Consider the following 21,236-nt stretch of genomic DNA (forward strand, 5'->3'; position numbering starts at 1 on the left):
TAAGTTAACATGGATTATAGAGCTTTTAGTTTTTCTTCAGCTGTTTTAAGACCTGCTTGGGCATCTGCATCATAACCCATCATTGCCAATGTTGATGAAATTGCAGATATTGTTCTCATAACATGATATTTGTTAACTTCTCCCATACATCCCACTCTGAAAACTTTACCTTTGAGATTTCCAAATCCACCTGCTACCAACACTCTGAATTTTTCAGCTAATGTATCTCTGAAAATTTTGTCTTCTAGACCATCTAAGTAATTTAATGCAATTATGGATATTGAACGATCTTCTTTTTTGGCAAATGGTGTTAAACCTATTGCACTTAAACCAGAATACAGTGCGTCAGAACAAATCTTATGTCGTTTGAATACATGTTCAAGTCCTTCTTCTAACATAATGGATAATGCTTCTCTATATGCATAAAGTAAAGGCAATGCTGGAGTAAATGGAGTATGTTTTGATTCTTCATAATATTTGAAATATCTTGCTAAATTGAAATACATTGTAGGTGGAGGATTAGCAATCATGTATTTTTTGGCTTTAGCACTAATAGATATTGGAGAAATTCCAGGAGGTGCAGCGATTGCTTTTTGTGCACCAGTCATACATACATCAATATTCCATTTATCAACTGGAAGATTAACACCACCAAGTATAGAAACAGAATCTACAACATACATTGCATCGTTACGTGAGGTTAAATCAGATATTCGATCAAGATAATTTACCATTGTTCCTGTAGATGTTTCATTGTGAACAACATAGAATGCTTTGACATCTTTGTTATTATCAAAAGCTTCTTTTATTTTATCAAAAGTTGCATTTTCTCCAGGAGGAGTTTGAAGTTTAATTACATGAGCTCCTTGAGCTTCAATTAGTTCTGCAAGTCTACCGCTAAATTCCCCATTTACAGGAATTATGATTTTGTCGCCTTTTTTTACAATATTAATTACGCTTGCTTCTACTGCTCCAGTTCCTGATGCAGATAATGCAACTATATCATTTTTAGTTTGAAAAACTTGTTGTGTTTTTTCAACTACATCTGTGTATAATTCAACAAAGTCATCACTTCTATGATTAATTATTGGAGCAAGCATTGCTCTCATAACTCTATCAGGTACATTTGTAGGACCAGGAAGCATTGACAAATATTCCAATTTTATATCTCCATCGTAGCTTTCTAATGAGGTTTATTTATAATTAGAGATTTTTCAATCGTTGTTTACCACTAATTTTATTCAAAAAATGTTTAGTTCCTTCAGGAACAAGATCCTCCCATTTTTGATCGGATATTATCATATTTCGAATATTTGTTCCGGAGAGAATATCTCTTTTGACAAATGGAATTGACAGTACTGTAACATTACGTTTTGAATAAAGATGTTCAGTTAATTCATCATTAGTAAAAATAATATCAAATTTTGGAACTATTGTATTGATAAATTCAATCCATTTAATGTGATTATCCAGATCTGGAATGAAATAGATTTGAATTCTTTGTTTCATAGAATCATCAATTGAAGATAGAATCATTTCTTTTCGTTCTTCAGCAGAAAATGGATTGTTTTTGTCTAAGGATTTATTGGAGCTGCCTAATCCTACCCATAATTTATCAACTTTGGATAATGCAAAACGTAAAGCATCTAAATGACCTAAGTGAAATGGTTGAAATCTCCCTATTAGTAATCCATTCATACAAAATAATTAGATAATTTCTTTTTAAAAAACTATCATAAAGTGCTGTATATCAAGAAAATACATGGAATTTCTAAAAATTAATGGTGAATTTGGAGAAGGCGGAGGACAAATAATTCGCACTGCAATTACATTATCATGTATTACAAAAAGATCTGTAATAATTGAAAATATAAGAAAAAATAGAAATGTTGCAGGATTAAGACCGCAGCATCTTACTGCAATTAAAATTCTACAAAAAATTTGTGATGCAGATGTGGAAGGAGCAAAAGTAGGATCAACAAGTTTGAAATTCATTCCAGGAAATGTCAAAAGTTGTAATCTAATTGAAGATGTTGGAACTGCAGGAAGTATATCTCTCATACTACAAGTATTGATTCCAGTAGCTGCAATATGTCAAAGAAAAATAAATTTAACAATCAAAGGAGGTACAGATACTCTTTGGAGTCCTACAATTGATTATACTCAATATGTTTTGAGGGAAGCATATTCTAGAATGGGAATTAAATTTTCAATGAAAGTAATCAAACGTGGTTATTATCCTAAAGGGGGTGGAGAAATAAATTTGGAAGTTTTACCATCCAAAGTAAAATCAATTACACTAAATCAAAGAAAAACAAAAAATGTAAAATTATTTTGTTCATTTTCTAATTTACCAAATGAATTAATAAAAAGAAATGTAGAAAGTTTTGAAAAAAAATTAATTGAAAAAAAATTCAATGTTCAATCTCAAATTAATGAAGAAATTGCTATTGATTCAGGAGCATCTTTGTTGATTTGTAGTATTGATGATGAATCAATAAATGGGATTGATTCAATTTTTGATAAAAAAACTGAACAATTTAATTTAGATCTAGAAAGTTTTATTAAAAATAATCTTGGCGTTGATGAACGACTAGCAGACATGCTTGTTTTACCAGCATGTCTTACTAATGAAATGACAGTTTTTAGAGTTAAAAATATTTCAAAACATTTGGAGACGAATTTGTTTGTGGCTTCAAAAATAACTGGTTGTAAATATGGAGTAGGTAAACTAAATGACGGTTTTGAGATTAGAATTGAAGGTATTTCACACACCAGCATCTAGTAACGATGCAAAAAATAGAATTGCCACGGATAGGATCACAGTAATTTCGCCAAGTATGATAATTTTTTTTCTTAGTTTTTGAATTTGTTGAGTTGACATTTGTTTTGACATTATTTTTTCTTCTACATCTTTTCTAATTACTCTAACATGGATGATGTATGTAATGATCAATGCTATGACTAAAATTATTTTTATAATAAGAAAATTACCATAGCTTGTTGCCATTAACAGATCAGGTTTGCTCAATAGTACATGTGAATTGTACAAACCAGTTCCCATTAGAATAATTAATGATGGAACAGCAATTTTGTTGAATCTCTTACCAACTTTAATCATAATTTGTAATCTTTCTTCAATAGTCCCATACATTGTTTTTAGAAGAGGTGAAAAAACAATTCCAATAAAAAGAGAACCACCCACCCAGATTGCAGCTGCAAGAAGATGAATCCACATAATTATTGCTTGTTCTAATGGAGTCATACTGTTTCATATTTCAAATCAAATATTATGTATTTGGATCTTGACAACGTTTTTTAGTTGTTCATAATCTGATATCATTGAATTGGGATTACAAAGTAAAATGGTAGTGTATGCATCTATAGCAGGATTATTTGGATTGATGGGTATAATCATCTGGTATGCCAGTCTTGATAATTCACAGTTAGAACAAGTTGAAATTCAATTATCTAGTGTAGAAGTAAAAGATGTTAATTCAATTGAAAATTCTGCAAAATTAGAAATTGTTTTTCTTGTAAAAAATCCAAGTGAAAAAACTTTCACAGTTCCTGTTATTGGATACCAGCTTTATGCAGATGATCAATTATTGGGTTCTGGTCAATATTCCACTGAAGATATTGCAATGCCTGGCAGGGCAGTGTTTTATCCGGATTCAGAAATTCCTTTGAAAAATACTTTCGTTTTAATAAAATCTGAACTTAATTCAGAAATATATCAAGCGGTTTTAGATGGCAGGATCAACAGTTTTAGTGCTGAAGGAATCATAACTACAGAAACATCTTGGAGCTTGATAGAAAAAGAATTCAAATCTTCAACTTAAGTTAAAGAGTGGGCCGAGTGAGATTCGAACTCACGATCACTGCCATGTCGGGGCAGTATCCTAACCGGCTAGACTACCGGCCCATTGAAGTAAAAGATTAGGTGCAGGCATTATTAACGTTTAACAAAAGAAAGGATTGAATAAAAAGAAGGGAGACGGTTAAGAGTTGACAGAAGATTTTACAGAAGAGGAAAAAAAAGGCCTCTATAAGGCAATTTATTCTAGAAGAGATGTCAGATCACACTTTACATCAAGATCTATTGATGATGATGTTTTAGCTAGAATTCTAAATGCGGCACATCATGCACCGTCTGTTGGTTTTTCTCAGCCATGGAATTTTATTTTGATAAAAGAAATGATTACAAAAAAGAAGATCAAAGATTCATTTGAACAAGAAAAAAATCGTTCATCAAAATTAATTGAAGAACCAAAAAGATCAAAATATCTTTCGTTTAAACTTGAAGGAATTTTAGAATCTCCTATTAATCTATGTGTAACATATGATCCAACTAAATTTGGTCCATTTGTGATAGGTAGAACAAGTATTCCTGAAGCAGGATTATACAGTGTATGCTGTGCAGTGCAAAACTTATGGCTTGCTGCAAGAACTGAAGGAATTGGACTTGGATGGGTAAGCATTCTTTCAAATGATACACTTAAGGAAGTTTTAGAATTACCAGAATATGTTGTTCCGATAGCATATCTATGTTTGGGATATGTGGATGAATTTGCACAAAAACCAGATCTTGAAACTGCAGGATGGCTTCCAAGACTTGATCTGAAGGATGTAGTATACTTTGAAAAATGGCAAGATACTGAGAATACAGAATGGAATCGAATTCAAGAGATGATCAAAACTAATCTTGATTACGCTTAAATAATTACAAATGTTTTTTTTGCTGGGCTTGTGGCGCAGAGTCATTTAAGACGCGAAACTTGGATAGCGCAGTAGCCTCCTAAGTTACAGGTCGAGGGATCGAAGCCCTCCAAGCCCGTTTTTTAAAAAATTATTATTGCAACTTAAATACAGTTGTAAATGGTCAGAATTATGAAAGTTGTAGTAATTTCAGGTAGTCCAAGAAAAAATGCAAATACTCAAGTGATAATGAAATATGTTTACGAATATACTAAATCAAAAAATGCAGATACAGAATTTATCAATCTTTCAGATGGACAAATTGAATGTTATAGAGGACCAGAAGAAGAATATAATGAACAAACAAAAAATGCAGCTAAAGACATTATGGATGCAGATGTTTGGTTAATTGGATCTCCAATTTACAATTCATTTTTTAGTTCTGCATTGAAAAATTTGTTTGAATATATCAATTATAAAAAAACTGAAGGTAAAGTTGCAGGCATAGTAATTTTAGCCGCAAGTAATATTGGATTTATTGATGTCCAAACACTCATCACTCAATTATTATCATATTTTAGAGTAATTACCAATCCTAAGGCGGTGTTTCTTACAACAGAAGCAATATCAGAAAACGCTATATCAAAAGAAGAAGATAAGAAAAGATTAAGAGATATGGTAGATGAGACTTTGAAAATAGCCTCTAAATTACATCAAGATTAGATTGTAAGTATACAACTTTGAAAATTTTAACAGTATAATTTCCATCAAAGATTTTAGTTATTTTTCCGTTATTGGAATCTAATACCCTAAATTTGTATTCATATGAGCCATCTTCATTTACTACAGTTTGTGCAAAGTGTACTGCACCAACACTGTTTCCTGGAATAATTTCATCGTTATCAAATATTTGAATAATTACAGGATGACCAGCAACATGGTTTGCAATTTTTCCTTCAACGAATCCCCAAGGGAGTTTATTATTTTCAGAAATTTGCATTTGTAAAGTTGTTTTTTCAAGTCCAATGGAATTATTGATTGGAGTAATTTCTGTTTGTGAATTTGATTCAGCAAACGAAATATTAGTTGATAAAACAGTAGTAAATATTATTGATGCAATAACGCTTGCAAAGATAATATTTTTGGACATATCTGTAATTACATTATTTAGTTTAAAAGATTTATTCCAATTCATCAAAGGTAAAAATTAAAGAGTCAAATATTAACATGACGTAGAAATGATACTATATATGGAAAAAGATCCAACAGAGTTGTGTTCATGTAAATGCCATTATGGTGGTGCTGTTAGTTGCCCAGGTTGTAAGAGTAATCATGGTATAGTATGTAGTCATTGTAACAAGTAGAGCTATTTGCTTTTTGATTTACTTTTAGATGCTAACATCTTAAGATTTGCAAGTTCTGTTTTTAACGATTCAATCTGAACTAAAGTTTGCAAATTTGAAATTTCTTGGTTTAGTCTTTCAATTTCACTGTCTTTTAGCTTTACACTTTCCTTGAGTTTGTTTAATTCACCAGATAATTCATTTTGTGCTACTTTAATTTCAGTAGGACTGACTTGTTTTCCATCTGATGTGTAAATTTGAGCTGTCTGTGAACTACTCAAGCTTTTTTTTTCGCTATGACTTAGGTGAGATTCATGTTTATGTATATAGTCAGCACTCTTTTGAGAAATCCAGCAAGTAAATGTAAGGAACCAAGTAATAGGTACCGCAAAAAGGAAAATTGAGTTTATTATATTTTGACCATAATTTTCTAAGAAATAAGGCCACAATCCAGTAAGTACAGCTGCAAAGACTCCAGTAACCACTGTTGCTAAATGGTTTCCAAGGTATCCCATAATTTATTTGAAAAATTCATTGTTTATAACAGTAATGCTAATGTCAAAATTTGATATTAAGTAAAAAGAAAAAAAGAGTCTAGTTTATTCGTCTTCGTTAGATGTTTTAGGCATATCTGATTGTAAGATCTGGATTTTTTGTAGTAATTCAGTTCTCAAATCTCTTGCGACCCTTCTTACAGTAGGTCTTGGGACACCAAGTTCATCTACAACTTTGGTATAGATATCTTGCTTGTCTGTTACACCTTTGTCAAGATAAGAATTAATTGCTTCTTTAATGATCGTGCTTTGGTTTGTACGATTCAACGAATTCTAAATTTTAGTTGTTCTATATAAGACTATAACTTTTTGACATGATTTAATTTTTAATTCAAGTATTAATAGTTAGAAAAATTTTTCAATTAGGGATTCGTTAATTATTAAATAATTATCGTATTAACGAAAAACGTACAGATTATTATGAATTTTTCAAAAAAAAATAACAGACTATAAAAATATTAATTTACTTTGCACAAAAAGACTCTTATGATAATGCTGTTGATAGTTCTCATTGAGTACAGCAATTATTGAAACAAATTTGGGAACAATTGTATTTAAATTACTTCCTGATTTGGCTCCAGAAACTGTAAGAAATTTTGAGAAATTAGCAAAAGACGGATTCTATGATGGTACACTTTTTCATAGAGTTATTCCCGGATTTATGATTCAGGGCGGAGATCCTAACACAAAAAGTGGAAATAAAAGTACTTGGGGAACAGGTGGACCAGGCTATACAATTAAAGCTGAATTTAGTTCCAGATCACATCATCGTGGAATTGTTTCTATGGCCAGAGCACAAGATCCAAACAGTGCAGGCTCACAATTCTTCATTGTTACTACTGACAGTACTTTCCTCGATAGACAATATACGGTTTTTGGGGAAGTGACAGAAGGGATGGATGTTGCAGATAAAATTGTAAAGTTACAAAGAGATGGAAATGATTGTCCTCTTCAAGAAGCAAAAATGATTCACGTTAAAGTGGAATAAATGAAAATAAAGCAGATTGGTTTTTTCATAATACTGTTATTCATTATAGCAATCCCTACAGTTTATGCCCAAGTATCTATTGGTGAAGAAGCAAAGCAAAAAACAGTTAATGTAATAATTAATGAATTGAATCAAATTCACGTTGTACATGAAGTCATTGCGGCAAATTCGCCTAAACAATTACAATTGATCGATGGATTAGTAAGTAATCTTAGTGTTACTGATGTTGAAGGAGATGAGAAACAGTTTGGCTCTATTGGAGATAACGATGGTATTATTATTTTTCCATCACAAAAAAACATAGTTGTACAATATGATCTTGAAGATGTTTTAGTTCTAAAAAATAATGTATGGACTTTAGATTTTAGATATCTTCAAACAACTAATTTCATATTTCCAAATGAAGTAGATCTAGTTTTTGTAAATGATAAACCGGTGTATTTGGGTGAGAAAAAAGGAATTGCATGTCATGGTTGTCAAATGGTTCTAGAGTATTCTATCAATGAACCAAAAGTATTAAAAAATATAAAATACGATAATAAAGATTTTTTAATTGAAATTAGATCGTTTGCAGAAATAGATGAATTTAATTTTGAACAATTAACCAAAAGAATTAATTTTCATGTTAATGGAGAAAATCAATTTCTAACATTGGTAGTTCCTCTTCAACTATTACCAGAATCATATGATGTATTAGTAGATAATGAAAGAATATACTTTCATGGATACATCAATAATGGAACACATGTATGGATTAACGTAAGATCCGATACTACAGGCATGGTATCAATCGTAGATTCAAAAAATACTGATCAAGTAAATCCCAATATGCGAGATTTACCACTAGTATCAGACATTAATCAGAACATTATAGTTTTACTTGGCGTAATAATCATAGTTGGAGTTATTATTACCATATTTATCATGAAGAAAAAATCATCAGTAACTTCAAAAGATATTAAAAATGAGCACACTCAAAATGCAGATGAAATTTAATATCTCAATAGACTATGAATATATTTTTTAAATAATGTAAAACTATTCTCCACCTGAACCACAAGAACAAAAACCATATTCATCAATCCGAACATTACAGATTACACATTTTTCGCCATAATCTACTTCCCAGGGTTCTTTTCCATATAACTTAAAATGATCATCAATCTCAAGTGGGATTTCCCGTTTCTTTCCCAATGATTTGTATATGTAAAACAACTATACATAGATTATCGGAGAATAAATAAATGAAAATTGAATGTGGATGTCACTGTATCAAATGTAAAAGTACTAATCTCGAATCAAACAGAATCGGACAAATTGAGAAAGACGGATATTTCGATATGCATCATACATGTAATCAGTGTAACACACATTTTGATCATTTAGATGGAGAGATTTTTGAGAGTTGTGAAAAGTGTGAGTATAAAATTAGTTAGATACTAATGCGTTTTCAACAAAATAATGGGCTCTATTCTCTTTTGAATTTTTTAGAATTTCTCTATTAGATGCCATTTTTGCTAAAGCTTTTGATACATCTAAGGGACTAGCACTCCAACCATATTCTCGAAGTTGTTGGACGGTTTCTGTTACGGTTCTAGGAGAATCAAAGAATTTACTAGTTTCTAATATTCTTAATTTTGCTTTGATTTCATGAGGTGTAATTGGTTTTGGTTCATTAAACTCTGGCTCAAATGCTTCTGCATCATCTAAATATTCAAGACCAAATCGGTTAGACTGTATTGATTCATTTGGTTTTGTAGAAACTTCATTTGAATTTTCATAGATGATTTTTGCCTGATTTGCATGTATGTGACTTGATATGTTTTCAATAATTTCACCTAAAGTTTGATTATCAACATAGAAATCTCTAGATTCAACCTCAATTTCACTCTCACCAAGTTTGAGTTTTATTCTAGCCATCACCCATAAATCGTAAGGTTTTGATTTATTCTGCTAGCTCTAATCAGCTTCAAGATTAGATCAAAACTTTTACACATAGAAATGGGATTTTTTTCCTATTGAGTTAAAAAGCGATCTTGAGATAATGTGATGTATGGTTTCCAAAGCCAAAAAAGTAATCATAATTATTGTTATAGCGTTAGGTCTATTTGCATATTCACAATATGTATTAGCCTCACAAATAGGCGTGAAAATTACTCAAAGTGATCTTCTTGCAGAGAATGAAAGTGGAGTGATTCATGACGTTGTACTAGAGTTTAGTAATCCATCATTATTGTATTTGACTGCTGGTAAAACAGAGTTTTTTGTAGTAGCAAATGAGGAAATGATAGGAAGAGGAGATTTGGAATCATTTGTACTGCCAGCATTAGGAAGTAGTTCTGTAAGCGGTACGTATATGAGAGATTCTAATGTAAATACACAAGAAGATTCAACAGTAAAAATAAGTGGTGTCATAAAATATGATGTGATTTTTACTTCGATTGATGTACCTTTTGTATATTACCCTACACCTGACCAAGCAAGAGAATTTATACGTGAAAATTAGTTTTTTAAAGAATGTTAACTGTTTTTGGTTCTACTGCCTTAGATACAATTAGAACACCAAAAAAAATTTTAAAAGATGTTTTAGGTGGTGCTGCTACATTTGCAGCAATATCAGCAAGTAATTTTGTCGATACCGGACTAATAGCAGTAGTTGGAAAAGATTTTCCTGAAAGATATCATCAAATTTTAGCAAAATATCTTGATTTACGAGGCTTGACCATAAAAGATGGTAAGACATTTCGTTATGATGGAAGTTATGATAAAACACTTAGTACAAGAGAAACTTTAAAGACTGAGTTAAATGTATTAGCAGATTTTAAACCAACTGTTCCACAAGAATATAAAAAATCTCAATTTGTGTATCTAGCCAATAATGATCCTGATCAAAATTTAATGTTAATTAAAGAATTTGATAAAGTAAAGTTTTCAATGTGTGATACTATAGAATTTTGGATTTCTACAAAACGTGAATCTGTAATTAAGATGATTAAAGCTGTAGATGCAGTGGTCATAAATGACGAAGAAGCTAAATTGCTAACAAAAGAATTCAACCTAATAAAATGTGCAAAAAAAATGATGGAATGGGGTGCAAAATATGTAATTATTAAAAAAGGAGAGCATGGCTCAATGATGTTTTTTGATGATGTGGTATTTCCATCAGCAGGATTTTCATTAGAAGATGTAGTGGATCCAACAGGTGCAGGAGATTCGTTTGCTGGAGCCATGATAGGGTATTTAGCTAGTAAAAATTCAGTCAAGTTATCAGAGATCAAAAAAGCTGTTGTTTATGGAAATGTTTTGGGTTCATTTGCTGTTGAAAGATATGGATTAGATGGATTACTTCAAATTAAAAAAACAGATATCATGAAACGAGTCAAATTATATGAAAAAATGATTCGTTTCTAAAGATTTAAGTTTGATTATTTCCGCAATTGGGTTGTATATTCTAAGATATGTCTGAAAAAAATGAAGATCGTTTAGATACTATATTCAAATTACAAAAGGGGTTATCAGAAATGATGAAGTTAGATCGATATCCAAAAGATTCTGAAGGAAGAATTTCTGCATTATCTACAGCAATAATACATGAAGCAGTAGAACTACAAAGAACTACAAATTGGAAATGGTGGAAAACTCCAGTTCCATTTAATGTATTAGAAGCAAGAGAAGAATTAATCGATATTTGGCATTTTGTGGTACAAGCATCCTTAGAACTAAATTTAACTCCAGATGATATTCTTGAAGAATATAAAAAGAAAAATGAAATTAATCGAGAAAGACAAAGAAACGGATACTAGTTTATATATTTTTTAATTGTTTCAAGATTAGTTTCATTGATTATATTTACTAGATTGATTTCATTCTGAAAATAATTTATCTCAGATTTTGTTGAAGTAAGAAAAGGATCAGGACTTGAAGAGTTAATTATTCTCCCATGTTCATTGATTCCATTTTCATGTAATTTGATCAATGAATGACCAGCTTTATGACCCCAAACTTCTTTGCCACAAACTATAAGCGTCTTTACTTTTTTATTTTGGTTAAGATATTTAATTATAGAATCAATTCCTTTGTTTTCAGAAAGTAATCTTCCAGCAATAGAAATATGATTCAAAAGTTCAGAATTTGAGATTTTTTTAAGTAAATTCATGCTTGAAAGTGTACAAATTGCTATAGAAGAATGAGGATTTCCTAGGTATGATTCTTCTGGGATTGGTAGTATAATCTTGCATAATTCTCCAATTGCATTTTCAATACTATTCATTGACTATATCACGAAGAGATTGTGCGATAAATTCAATATTTTTACTAGTAACTTTAGGATGTATTGGAAGAGATAAAGTATGAGATGAGGCCCATTCAGTTATAGGAAGTTTGATTTTTTGTTGGTAAAATGGTGTTTTGTGAACTGGAATAGGATAGTAAGAAGCTGCGCCTATTCCTTTTTCATTAAGTTTTTTCAAAATTTTATCTCGTTTTGAAGTTGCTATTGTGTAAAGATACCAGTTCACATTTTCATTTTTTCTTTGATGTGGTAAAATAATATTCAAATTAGAAATAAGTTTTGATAATAGATTTGCGTTTTTTTGTCTGGTTTTTAGAAATCCAGGAAGTTTTTTCATTTGTATTGTTGCAATGGCAGCACTTATTTCTGGTAATCTAAGATTTAATCCAAATATTCTGGTATCATATCCATGAACCATTCCATGGTTTCTGATCATCAATAATTTATCATGTAATTTTTTATTGTTAGTTCCAATAAATCCTCCTTCACCAGATGTCATTACTTTAGCAGGATACATACTCCAACAACCTAAATCAGAAAAAGTTCCAGCATGTTTTCCTTTGTAAGTAGAACCTAAAGATTGAGCAGAGTCCTCTATTACAGGCAAATTATGTTTTTTTGCGATTTCTAAGATCCTATCAATATATGCTACATTGCCATAAAGATGTACAGGTATAATTGCTCTAGTCTTTTTTGTAATCTTTTTTTGTAGATCATCAGGATCCATAGTATAATTTTCTTTCAATATATCAACAAAGACTGGTTTTGCTCCAGTAGAGACAACAGAATTGGCAGTTGCAACAAATGTAAATGAAGGAACAAGTACTTCATCACCTTTTTTGATATCTAAAGCATAAAGTGCAGCCTGTAAAGCAGCAGTACCAGAATTTACAGCAACTACATATTTTGATTTTATGAATAAAGATGCTGATTTTTCAAATGCTTGTACATGCTTTCCTCCATGACTTGCTGCTGATGTAAGTGAACCATTTTTAAGAATTGAAGTAACTGCAGAAATTTCATCTTTACCTACAAATGGAACATTAATTGCAATTTTCAACAAAGAATCTCATTAAAACTAGTCTATAAATCTCATGAAATAGGCATGAATTTTTATATTTCAAAATTAGGAAATTCGCATAATGAGTCAACATCATCTTGAAAAATCAGATGCAGGGTACAAAGTTTTTCTATACATTTTCTATGTTTGCGGTTTTATCATGGTCTCAAGTCTTGTTTTTGGAATATACATCACTATGATAGAATGGATGGAAAACGGAAAATATGTTATGGGAGAAGCAATTCAGAATACTTTCATACCATTTGAAAATTTTGCCAGGGTTTCTACTTGGATATTCTTTTCTACAATTATTGGATGGTATTGCGTTTCAAGAATAGGATGGAGAAGAACTGCTGGAAATAAAATTATTGGATGGAGAATGGCATTACTTCAGCTTATGTTGTTAGGATTTGCAATTATTACATTGTATGAAGTATTATACAATTTTACAGTTTTAAATGCAGAGATCACAGCAGGTATGATTAAAGGTAATGCTCCCAATATTGATATGTTATCAATTGCATATCCAGATCAAAATAGACCATGGAATTTGGTTTTTGCAACAAAGGTTTTCCTTGCTGCATTCATAATTAGTGCTCATGCATTTTATCTTAGTACTAAACCAAGAAAAGTCTTAGAATAATGAATTATAATTTTTATTTAGATGTAAATAGTTTTCCTAGTTTTTCTTGATCAGCTTTAACTTTACCAAATGCTTTTCTGTGGGTTTGATTACAAAATTTTACAGTTTCTGAACGTGGATCATTTTTTCTTGTTTCCTCAATAATTCTACCACACCAAAAACAATATTCTTTCTTAATGACTCCCAATTCCCATCCTAAAAATTTGGAATCATAGTATCCTTTTTCTTTTGGACGTATAGAATTTAGAAAATCACCCTTCTCAGATTTAATCCAAATATTTTTAATTTTAGGATGAAATGGTTTATTCCATCGTCTCTTTTTTTCATCCCATTTGATATTGTTCTCAGTACAAAATTGATAAAATTGTTCTTCAAAGTGTTTAGATACCACAATTCTATTCACAATTTCGCCTATGAAAGCATTCCCAAAAGATAATCTTGTAAATTGACAATTGTTACCTTTGTAAGAATTTTTAAGAATTAAATGGCTTGGGAAGAGGAAATTAGTTTTTCTACTAGATGATACTACACTAAACATGGGATTGTTTGGTAGTTCTAATGAAACAAAATGTAAAAAATGTGGAACAGTACTAACAGATCCTGAAAGGCTAAAAAAACATCAAGAAGTTGCACACAACAAAAAAAAGGAAAAATGCAGAGCATGTGATTCAGAATTTGATTCTTCAGAAGATCTAAGAAAACATAAAAAAAATTGTAAGTGAAATGTTATTTTTAAAAATTTAATTAATGATTAAAATTTGTGGTAAAGATTATCAGTTCCTAATTTGTATAGTTTAGAAAGTTTTTCATTTGCTTCTTCTTTAGTTAGTAGATCTCTTTGAGTAAAATCTCGAAATTGTTCATTATATTCTATATCATCACTATGTCCAGAAATACAAAATAATCTTGATTTATTTTTCCCCCTATATTCTGTTATTGTACCTCTTTTAATTAACAAATCAATGTGATTCGTTAACGTTTGATGATCAATTTTTGCTTCTATCGATAAATGCATAAAAGAAATCCAATTTTTATAAGTTGTAAATTTTTCTATAATTGAAATAATTCTTTGTTCACTTCTACTCCATTTATATTCAGTCATAATTATAATTCAATTCCTATGTTTTTCATACTTCTAAATAATAAAAAACTTAATCATTTAGTCATTCTGATTTAGATGTACGTTTTAATGCTTTTTCTATCGCTTCCAAATTCGCAATTTCATTTTTTGAATTTATTGTTAGTGTTTTAATCATTTCAGAGCCTAACTGAACTGCTTGCTCAGGTAGTACATCTAAAAATTTTTGTAATCCTTTTTTGTAGTTTTCAATTAGTTCTAATCCTTCTTCGAGTGTCATATTATTGATAATTCATTTAATAATTCAAATATTGCAAATATGAACTAAATCATATTTCAAATAACTTTATAGACCTACATCTCAGAAGTTGTTTTGATTTGGATATCACTGAAAAAATTCAATTAATTGAAAGACCCCCAACTGAAGAGATTGTTACGCATGAAGAATTATTAGAATTGTTCAAAACAAATTCATCTCCAAAGCATTACATTGGTTTAGAGATTTCTGGATTTTTACATCTTGGTAGCTTAATTAGTACCGGTTTCAAAATTAATGATTTTATTAAAGCGGGTGTTAAATGTACAGTTTTTCTTGCAGATTGGCACACTATAATTAATGATAAGTTGGGTGGAAATTGGGAAACCATTGAAGAAGTTTCAAAATATTACCAAGATGCTTTCAAATTAGTTTGTCCAAATGTAGAAATTGTTTTAGGATCAAAATTGTATGAAGAAAAAACAGAGTATTGGGCTAATCTTGTTAAATTTACAAAACACATGTCAATAGCTAGAACTATGAGAACCCTTACAATAATGGGACGCTCAGAAGATGATACAAAGATAGATGTAGCTAAGTTACTTTATCCGGCAATGCAAGCTGTTGATATTCATTCTTTAGGTGTAGATATTGCTCATGCTGGAATGGATCAAAGAAAAATACACATGCTTGTAAGAGAGATTTTTCCTAAAATGGGATGGAAAGTTCCAGTAGCTGTTCATCATAAACTATTACCAGGTTTAACAAAACCAGCAAATGCAAATGGGGAATCAACAAAAATGAGTAAGTCAGATCCAAATTCAGGAGTTTTTATTCATAATTCTGATGATGAAATTCGAACAAAGATCAAAAAAGCATGGTGTGAAGAAGCAAATATTCAGAATAATCCATTATTAGAAATTTCAAAAAATGTTATTTTCCATGAATTTAATGAAATTAATGTAGAAAGACCAGAAAAATTTGGTGGAAACATGACATATACCAATTATAATCAATTAGAGTCGGATTTTGCAGAAAAAAAATTACATCCAACTGATCTAAAACAAACAGTAGGAGAATATCTAGTTAAAGTGATTTCGCCAATACGAGAAAAATTAAACCTTAGTGAAGAGTTGTTTAACGCAATTAAGAAAAATTATTGAATTTTAAGATTGGGGTTTGTTTGTTCTTCTAGATTATATTTTGATTTGTATCCTCTTGGATTAATCATTAAATCCTTGTAGGTGTAAGTAGATGAGTTTCCGATGATTACTGTACTTATCATTCCCAATTGATCAGAATGATTTGGAAGATTTTCCAAGTCTGTCATTACAATAGTTTGTGATTCTCTAAATGCACCTTTAATTATTGCGACAGGTGTAGTTGGTTTTCTATATTTTAATAGAATTTTCCTTGTATCTACCAGTTGATGTATTCTTTTTTTACTTGCTGGATTATAAATTACAATTACAAAATCACCTTGTGCAGCAGCTTCAACTCTTTTTGTTATTATTTCCCATGGTACCAATAAATCACTCATACTTACAACTGCAAAATCAGTCATAAGTGGTGAACCAATAATTGATGCACATGAGTTCAACGCAGAAACACCCGGAACTATTTCAACTTGCAGACCATCTTTAGGATTCCAATTTGTTGCTGCAAGTGTTTCATAAATTAATCCAGCCATTCCATAAATTCCTGGGTCACCACTAGAAACAAGTGAAACTATTTTTCCAGATTTTGCCAGATCAATACATTGATGAGCACGTTCAACTTCTTGAGTCATGGCATAACGATGAACTGTTTTTCCTTCAATAAGATCTTGTACTAGGTTAACATATGTTTCATATCCAACAATTGTATCACTTTCTTCAATCACTTCTTTTGCACGAAATGTCATATGATCATGATGTCCAGGACCAACACCGACAATGTAGAGTTTACCAGTCAATTTAACATAAATTTTCTTTCAAGTAATTTATCCGTTTAGTGATTTTATTTTTATTGGAATGGATCTATGAGAGGACCATTTATGATATGATGGCTATTCATAGGACGAGCTAAACTTACTGAAATGAGGTCTTTTGCTTTGAAAGAATCAATATCAGATATGGTTTGGAGTATTTTTGCATCTTCGGGATTGTGCCATTCAACGTTATAGATACGCCATATAGGACTATAATTTTTTTGATCAGAATTTACACTTGATATTCCTGGTTGATATCCTAGAGAACCTGAGCCTTTAATGCCGTTTTGAAATTGGAAAAGATCAGCTGCAGAAGAATTTGCAATTAGATTGTCATATACAGGAGTAAATGGAATTCCCATTATTTCTGATGGACTAGAAGGAGTTGCATCAGTTACAATAGAATAGATTGTTTTACCATCTGGGCCCCACATACGATGAGCAACAAAAGTTACGGTCATCTCATCTTTGTTAATTTTAGTAATTTGACCTCCACTAAATGTTAAATCATCAGTAATTTTGGTATCATTTCTTACTAACATTTGTCCATTAGGCCAAATTATTTGAGGAGAATTAATTACTACTCCAGTTTTAGTAAATTCAATTCTTCCATCTTTTTCAGCATCAATTACATCTTCAAAAGATTCTAGAACTTTTGCATTTTGACCTTTTTTCCATGAAACCTCAATAACGGAATTTAATGCACTATACTTTGATTCCTGAACTGGAGTACTTGAAAAAATTTCTTTTTGATGTCCATAAATTCCGTTTCCTCTAACACCGTTATTAAAAATGAATATTTTTTGTAGAACTTCTTCAGGCATTTTTTCAATTAAGTGAGAAGTTTGTACTATCCATTCTTGTTTTTCACTAATTTTTTTAGAATAATCTTCTCTACTAGTATCTGTTATAATATAAAAAATAGAATTTCCTTTGTAAAGTCCTTCATGCATTGGGATAATTGCTTCTACATTTGATCTGGATAACATTAATGATGGATCTTTGTCAACTTGTATTTTTTGCATAATTACTTCGGTTGGTTGACCTCTAATCCAACCATCAACACTTACAGTTGCAGTAAATTCTTTTGAATTAGAAGAGTGTAATGCCAAAGCAGCTCCAGTAAATTCAAATGAATCTGATTTTGATTTAAGATCGATTAATGACATTGCGTAGATAGTTTTTCCATCAATAGTCCAAGTCGGTTGGCCTTTGACATCATTACCAGTAATTTCGTGTAAAACAACAACATCTACAGGCTCATTTGATGTAAATGTCATAGAACCATCATAAAGAGTACCCTCATTTGGTGATAAAATTAATGATAGTTGATGAGTTTCGTGCCCTTGACCTGGATCTTGTGATGAAATAATAGTTTTGGTAAAATGAATTTTTTTTGTAGAATTTGCATCAACATAACTGTTAGAGATAAAGGAAATTGTAAGAATCCCTGAAACAAAAATTCCTACAATTAAGATAATTACAAATCTATTCAATGAAATCATTTGAAGTTGTTCCCCTTAAATGATTTTATCTCTAGTTAATTTTATCCAGTTCAAATGCATCATGTAAAGCCTGAACTGCCACATTAGTATCAGAATTTTTGACAACAAATGCAAGGTTTAGTTCTGACGAACCTTGAGTAATCATTGCTACGTTTACATTATTTTTTTGGATTGCTCCAAAGACTTTAGATGCAACACCTACAGTTCCTCGCATACCTAAACCAATCAGGGCAATAATTGCAACATCGGTAGTTACTTCTAGTTTTTTAATTATTTTTCCTAAAAGTTCCATTTCTAATGCATTAACTGCTTTATCTAAATCAGTATTCTTGACTACTATAGTAATACTAGATTCTGAGGGATTTTGAGATATCATCATTACATTGATACCAGCTTTAGCTAGTGTTACAAAGATTTTTGCAGCAGTTCCAGGATTACCAACCATACTACCTCCACGTATATCGATTAATCCATTATGACGAATACTGCTAACACATTTTACAGTATTTTTTGTGGAAGTTGAAGGTGAATCAGTTACAAGTGTTCCTTCATTTTTTACATTAAAGGAATTTCGAATCTTCATTGGAATTTTTTTGGTCAATAATGGCTCAAATGTGCGTGGATGAATTTGTTTAGCTCCAAACAAAGCCATCTCAATTGCTTCTACATAAGAAACCTCTTTGAGTAATTTTGCATTTTTTACTATTTTTGGATCTGCAGTCATTAATCCATCTATATCACTCATTAACCATATTTCATCAGCTTTGATGCATGTACCTATAATTGTAGCAGTATAATCTGAACCACCTCTACCAAATGTAGTTATGTGTCCATGTTGATCGGCTCCTGTAAAACCTCCTATTACTGGGATTGTTTTCTTGGTAAATTGTTGATCGATTGTTTTAGAAACTCTTAATCTTGTAGTATCCATTAACGGGATAGATTCACCAAAATTAGAATCTGTGACAATTCCAACTTCTTTACCTGTTAAGGATATTGATTTTTTATTCAAATCGTTAATTGCAAAAGAGATTAATTTTATTGAAAGACGTTCTCCAAATGAGATCAAATAATCCATAGATCTAGCAGTTACTTCTCCCAACAATACCATTCCTTCAATTAATGCAACAAGTTCTTTAAAATCTACATCTAATTTTTCTAATAATTTTTTTCTAATTGCAGATTTTTTTATTGTCTGCTTTGCAAGTTGTTTATGTCTATTGATAATTTTTGACGCTAGTTGTATAGCTTTGTTTTTATTCTCATTTTTTATAGATTGAGATATTTCAATTAAATCATCAGTGGTACCACTAGTAGCCGAGCATACTATTACTATTTCATTATGTTTAGATAATGTATTAACATAATTTGCTACAGTTTGAATATCTTTTGCCGATGAAATTGATGTTCCACCATATTTTATTACAAGTCTCAATTCAAAGTACCTGAATCAGTTAATCTTTAAATGCTTTAACTTTCTACTCGTGGAGCCAAATAAAAGTGAATTCTGCCTATGTTTGCTACTTTGAATTCAATTCGTAGAGGTTTTGCACTAGAAAATTCACATGTAATTTGACCTGCGGTAGTACCTACTGCTTTAACTACAGGATTGAGATATTCGAGGCTATAGGTACCAACACTATCCTCTTTTGAAGAGATTTCACCAATTTCATCTGTATCTTTTTCTAGATCAATTACAACTTCACCTGAATCACCTTTTCCAGAAAAATCTGCTTTTGAATCAGATGTATGAATAGTCAAATAATCAGATACAACTTGGACATCCCCTAAAATCTTATCAAATCTAGAAGATGATAAAGTAATTTTAGAATCGTATGGAATTTTTGGTAAAGGAGTATCAGTTGCAGAGCTTTCAATTAAACGCATTTTGTATTTTTTATTTTTACCAACTGTTACAAGTAACATGTTTTGTTCAGAAATACTAATTTCAATACTATCTTTTTTATCAGCTCTTTTAATTAATTTAGAAAATTCATCTATTCTAACTCCAAATTTTATATCACTATCACATTCATATTTTTCAAATGCAGAATTAGGCCAAGAAATATCTATTAAAGCTACATGAGATGGATCCATTCCCCTAAAAGTAATTCCTTCAGCTGTTGCAACAAAAGTAGCTTCTTCTACAAGTGTAGATATTGCTGAGATGATTGCTTTAAGATCATCTGAACCACTTGTTTTTGCTTCGAAAGTCAAACTAAATCTTTTGGGTTTAATGTTCCAGTTAAACGTTATGCGTAATTACGCCAAGTGTATCTACATTTAGAACATCTGTAGAATTGAGTTGTAGGTTCATCTGCACTTCTAGTTTGTAACATCCACCAAACTGCTTCATCGTTACCACATTTTTCACATTCAATTTTTATCGTAGGTAATGTTTCAGTTCCTTCATTTTCTGATAATACGTTAAATTGTGATTCCTCTTCTTCAACTACAGTTTTTGTTTGCATAGTTTCATTTCCTTCAACATAATTACATTTTGGACATTGGAGACCAGAATCACCTTTTTTTAATTTGACCTCACATTTGGGGCAAAATTTCATCTAATTTACCTTAATTTTAGAATTAAATAATTGTTTAAATTCATTAGCCATTTTTATTGCTGAATCTGTTGCTTTTTTGATTTCTTGCAAAGGTTTTGTGTTTGAGTTTATTCTCATCCAACACTCATTAGTGAGAGGATGTTTCACAATAACGCCTGCAAAATCAATATTTGATTCCTTTAAAAGCTCATGTTGAATTATGTATAAAATTCCTATATCAGTTTCTGTAATAGAAAGGCTAATTTCCTTAGGTTCTGAACTGATTACTTGAGCATTCATGTATTCGG

Annotated in this window: 31 protein-coding genes and 2 tRNA genes; 13 read left to right on the forward strand and 20 right to left on the reverse strand. The window is 30.7% G+C overall.

Annotated elements, in window-relative coordinates:
* Positions 1-14: 14 nt before the first annotated feature.
* On the reverse strand, positions 15-1,160 hold the full coding sequence (locus K5782_RS05815) for an alanine--glyoxylate aminotransferase family protein (RefSeq protein WP_007551589.1): 1,146 nt from the start codon (positions 1,158-1,160) through the stop codon (positions 15-17).
* A gap of 43 nt (positions 1,161-1,203) precedes the next feature.
* Positions 1,204-1,698, reverse strand: a complete 495-nt coding sequence (locus K5782_RS05820; RefSeq protein WP_297464829.1) for a nicotinamide-nucleotide adenylyltransferase — start codon at positions 1,696-1,698, stop codon at positions 1,204-1,206.
* A 64-nt stretch (positions 1,699-1,762) separates the two neighbouring features.
* Between K5782_RS05820 and rtcA the strand changes: the two genes are divergently transcribed.
* On the forward strand, positions 1,763-2,785 hold the full coding sequence (gene rtcA / locus K5782_RS05825; RefSeq protein ID WP_297464830.1) for an RNA 3'-terminal phosphate cyclase: 1,023 nt from the start codon (positions 1,763-1,765) through the stop codon (positions 2,783-2,785).
* Here the strand turns inward: rtcA and K5782_RS05830 are convergent.
* Complete coding sequence (locus K5782_RS05830) at positions 2,768-3,265, reverse strand: CopD family protein (RefSeq protein ID WP_297464832.1); 498 nt, start codon at positions 3,263-3,265, stop codon at positions 2,768-2,770. The genes rtcA and K5782_RS05830 overlap by 18 nt on opposite strands.
* 100 nt (positions 3,266-3,365) lie before the next feature.
* Here K5782_RS05830 and K5782_RS05835 point away from each other — a divergent pair, with 100 nt between their 5' ends.
* On the forward strand, positions 3,366-3,842 hold the full coding sequence (locus K5782_RS05835; RefSeq protein WP_297465056.1) for a hypothetical protein: 477 nt from the start codon (positions 3,366-3,368) through the stop codon (positions 3,840-3,842).
* A 9-nt stretch (positions 3,843-3,851) separates the two neighbouring features.
* On the opposite strand, the gene K5782_RS05840 is transcribed toward K5782_RS05835, so the two are convergent.
* Positions 3,852-3,925, reverse strand: a tRNA-Val gene (locus K5782_RS05840).
* 83 nt (positions 3,926-4,008) lie between these two features.
* Between K5782_RS05840 and bluB the strand changes: the two genes are divergently transcribed.
* From bluB to K5782_RS05855, 3 genes are all read left to right on the forward strand, one after another.
* A complete protein-coding gene (gene bluB, locus K5782_RS05845; protein WP_297464835.1) occupies positions 4,009-4,719 on the forward strand; it encodes a 5,6-dimethylbenzimidazole synthase in 711 nt (236 codons plus the stop codon).
* Between the two features lie 24 nt (positions 4,720-4,743).
* Positions 4,744-4,837: transfer RNA gene (locus K5782_RS05850), tRNA-Arg, on the forward strand.
* 41 nt (positions 4,838-4,878) lie between these two features.
* Entirely contained in the window at positions 4,879-5,421 is a 543-nt protein-coding gene (locus K5782_RS05855) for an NAD(P)H-dependent oxidoreductase (RefSeq protein ID WP_297464837.1), read from the forward strand.
* Here the strand turns inward: K5782_RS05855 and K5782_RS05860 are convergent.
* The 3 genes from K5782_RS05860 to K5782_RS05870 form a co-directional block, all read right to left on the reverse strand.
* Positions 5,402-5,848: a hypothetical protein gene (locus tag K5782_RS05860; protein WP_297464839.1), complete on the reverse strand. Its 447-nt coding sequence runs from the start codon at positions 5,846-5,848 to the stop codon at positions 5,402-5,404. The genes K5782_RS05855 and K5782_RS05860 overlap by 20 nt on opposite strands.
* A 216-nt stretch (positions 5,849-6,064) precedes the next feature.
* On the reverse strand, positions 6,065-6,556 hold the full coding sequence (locus K5782_RS05865) for a hypothetical protein (RefSeq protein WP_297464841.1): 492 nt from the start codon (positions 6,554-6,556) through the stop codon (positions 6,065-6,067).
* A gap of 84 nt (positions 6,557-6,640) precedes the next feature.
* Positions 6,641-6,862 carry a hypothetical protein gene (locus K5782_RS05870; RefSeq protein ID WP_179365510.1) on the reverse strand — a complete coding sequence of 74 codons (222 nt, stop codon included), beginning with the start codon at positions 6,860-6,862 and terminating at the stop codon, positions 6,641-6,643.
* Between the two features lie 244 nt (positions 6,863-7,106).
* Between K5782_RS05870 and K5782_RS05875 the strand changes: the two genes are divergently transcribed.
* Positions 7,107-7,583, forward strand: coding sequence for a peptidylprolyl isomerase (locus tag K5782_RS05875; RefSeq protein WP_007551601.1), 477 nt, complete (start codon positions 7,107-7,109; stop codon positions 7,581-7,583).
* Positions 7,584-8,579 carry a hypothetical protein gene (locus K5782_RS05880; protein ID WP_297464845.1) on the forward strand — a complete coding sequence of 332 codons (996 nt, stop codon included), beginning with the start codon at positions 7,584-7,586 and terminating at the stop codon, positions 8,577-8,579.
* A gap of 42 nt (positions 8,580-8,621) precedes the next feature.
* Here the strand turns inward: K5782_RS05880 and K5782_RS05885 are convergent, their stop codons facing one another.
* Together K5782_RS05885 and K5782_RS05890 are read right to left on the reverse strand one after the other, a co-directional pair.
* Positions 8,622-8,777 (reverse strand): hypothetical protein, encoded by a 156-nt coding sequence (locus K5782_RS05885; protein WP_007551603.1) that lies wholly within the window; start codon positions 8,775-8,777, stop codon positions 8,622-8,624.
* A gap of 234 nt (positions 8,778-9,011) precedes the next feature.
* Positions 9,012-9,503 (reverse strand): hypothetical protein, encoded by a 492-nt coding sequence (locus K5782_RS05890; RefSeq protein WP_007551604.1) that lies wholly within the window; start codon positions 9,501-9,503, stop codon positions 9,012-9,014.
* Between the two features lie 133 nt (positions 9,504-9,636).
* Here K5782_RS05890 and K5782_RS05895 point away from each other — a divergent pair, with 133 nt between their 5' ends.
* Genes K5782_RS05895 through K5782_RS05905 form a run of 3 tightly spaced genes read left to right on the forward strand, consistent with a single transcriptional unit; the run spans position 9,637 to position 11,386 of the window.
* Positions 9,637-10,089 (forward strand): hypothetical protein, encoded by a 453-nt coding sequence (locus tag K5782_RS05895; protein ID WP_297464849.1) that lies wholly within the window; start codon positions 9,637-9,639, stop codon positions 10,087-10,089.
* An 11-nt stretch (positions 10,090-10,100) separates the two neighbouring features.
* On the forward strand, positions 10,101-10,994 hold the full coding sequence (locus K5782_RS05900; RefSeq protein ID WP_297464851.1) for a PfkB family carbohydrate kinase: 894 nt from the start codon (positions 10,101-10,103) through the stop codon (positions 10,992-10,994).
* A 47-nt stretch (positions 10,995-11,041) separates the two neighbouring features.
* Positions 11,042-11,386: a dUTPase gene (locus tag K5782_RS05905; RefSeq protein ID WP_007551608.1), complete on the forward strand. Its 345-nt coding sequence runs from the start codon at positions 11,042-11,044 to the stop codon at positions 11,384-11,386.
* Here K5782_RS05905 and K5782_RS05910 read toward each other — a convergent pair.
* Both K5782_RS05910 and K5782_RS05915 read right to left on the reverse strand, forming a co-directional pair.
* Complete coding sequence (locus tag K5782_RS05910) at positions 11,383-11,853, reverse strand: tetrahydromethanopterin S-methyltransferase subunit A (RefSeq protein WP_297464853.1); 471 nt, start codon at positions 11,851-11,853, stop codon at positions 11,383-11,385. The two genes, K5782_RS05905 and K5782_RS05910, sit on opposite strands and share 4 nt — an antisense overlap.
* Positions 11,846-12,934, reverse strand: a complete 1,089-nt coding sequence (locus K5782_RS05915) for a DegT/DnrJ/EryC1/StrS family aminotransferase (RefSeq protein ID WP_297464855.1) — start codon at positions 12,932-12,934, stop codon at positions 11,846-11,848. The genes K5782_RS05910 and K5782_RS05915 overlap by 8 nt, the downstream gene beginning before the upstream one ends.
* An 82-nt stretch (positions 12,935-13,016) precedes the next feature.
* Here K5782_RS05915 and K5782_RS05920 point away from each other — a divergent pair, with 82 nt between their 5' ends.
* Positions 13,017-13,577, forward strand: coding sequence for a hypothetical protein (locus K5782_RS05920; protein ID WP_297464856.1), 561 nt, complete (start codon positions 13,017-13,019; stop codon positions 13,575-13,577).
* A 13-nt stretch (positions 13,578-13,590) separates the two neighbouring features.
* On the opposite strand, the gene K5782_RS05925 is transcribed toward K5782_RS05920, so the two are convergent.
* A complete protein-coding gene (locus K5782_RS05925) occupies positions 13,591-13,980 on the reverse strand; it encodes a hypothetical protein (RefSeq protein ID WP_297464858.1) in 390 nt (129 codons plus the stop codon).
* Positions 13,981-14,113: 133 nt separating this feature from the next.
* Here K5782_RS05925 and K5782_RS05930 point away from each other — a divergent pair, with 133 nt between their 5' ends.
* Positions 14,114-14,299, forward strand: a complete 186-nt coding sequence (locus K5782_RS05930) for a C2H2-type zinc finger protein (protein ID WP_297464860.1) — start codon at positions 14,114-14,116, stop codon at positions 14,297-14,299.
* A 29-nt stretch (positions 14,300-14,328) separates the two neighbouring features.
* On the opposite strand, the gene K5782_RS05935 is transcribed toward K5782_RS05930, so the two are convergent.
* Both K5782_RS05935 and K5782_RS05940 read right to left on the reverse strand, forming a co-directional pair.
* On the reverse strand, positions 14,329-14,679 hold the full coding sequence (locus K5782_RS05935; protein WP_297464863.1) for a hypothetical protein: 351 nt from the start codon (positions 14,677-14,679) through the stop codon (positions 14,329-14,331).
* A gap of 61 nt (positions 14,680-14,740) precedes the next feature.
* Positions 14,741-14,935 (reverse strand): hypothetical protein, encoded by a 195-nt coding sequence (locus K5782_RS05940; RefSeq protein ID WP_297464864.1) that lies wholly within the window; start codon positions 14,933-14,935, stop codon positions 14,741-14,743.
* Between the two features lie 98 nt (positions 14,936-15,033).
* Here K5782_RS05940 and K5782_RS05945 point away from each other — a divergent pair, with 98 nt between their 5' ends.
* On the forward strand, positions 15,034-16,074 hold the full coding sequence (locus K5782_RS05945; RefSeq protein WP_297464866.1) for a tyrosine--tRNA ligase: 1,041 nt from the start codon (positions 15,034-15,036) through the stop codon (positions 16,072-16,074).
* On the opposite strand, the gene cobJ is transcribed toward K5782_RS05945, so the two are convergent.
* From cobJ to K5782_RS05975, 6 genes are read right to left on the reverse strand one after another with little or no spacing between them, the layout of a single operon-like run.
* A complete protein-coding gene (gene cobJ, locus K5782_RS05950; RefSeq protein WP_007551619.1) occupies positions 16,068-16,865 on the reverse strand; it encodes a precorrin-3B C(17)-methyltransferase in 798 nt (265 codons plus the stop codon). The genes K5782_RS05945 and cobJ overlap by 7 nt on opposite strands.
* A gap of 50 nt (positions 16,866-16,915) precedes the next feature.
* Positions 16,916-18,385 (reverse strand): hypothetical protein, encoded by a 1,470-nt coding sequence (locus K5782_RS05955; protein ID WP_297464869.1) that lies wholly within the window; start codon positions 18,383-18,385, stop codon positions 16,916-16,918.
* Positions 18,386-18,416: 31 nt separating this feature from the next.
* Complete coding sequence (locus K5782_RS05960) at positions 18,417-19,820, reverse strand: aspartate kinase (protein ID WP_297464871.1); 1,404 nt, start codon at positions 19,818-19,820, stop codon at positions 18,417-18,419.
* A 35-nt stretch (positions 19,821-19,855) separates the two neighbouring features.
* Positions 19,856-20,602, reverse strand: a complete 747-nt coding sequence (gene pcn / locus K5782_RS05965) for a proliferating cell nuclear antigen (pcna) (RefSeq protein ID WP_179365524.1) — start codon at positions 20,600-20,602, stop codon at positions 19,856-19,858.
* A 35-nt stretch (positions 20,603-20,637) separates the two neighbouring features.
* On the reverse strand, positions 20,638-20,949 hold the full coding sequence (locus K5782_RS05970; RefSeq protein WP_297464874.1) for a transcription factor S: 312 nt from the start codon (positions 20,947-20,949) through the stop codon (positions 20,638-20,640).
* A complete protein-coding gene (locus K5782_RS05975) occupies positions 20,950-21,228 on the reverse strand; it encodes an RpoL/Rpb11 RNA polymerase subunit family protein (RefSeq protein WP_048110146.1) in 279 nt (92 codons plus the stop codon). It abuts the gene before it with no gap.
* Between the last annotated feature and the right edge of the window lie 8 nt (positions 21,229-21,236).

Source organism: Nitrosarchaeum sp. (genome assembly GCF_025699065.1).
GTDB lineage: Archaea > Thermoproteota > Nitrososphaeria > Nitrososphaerales > Nitrosopumilaceae > Nitrosarchaeum.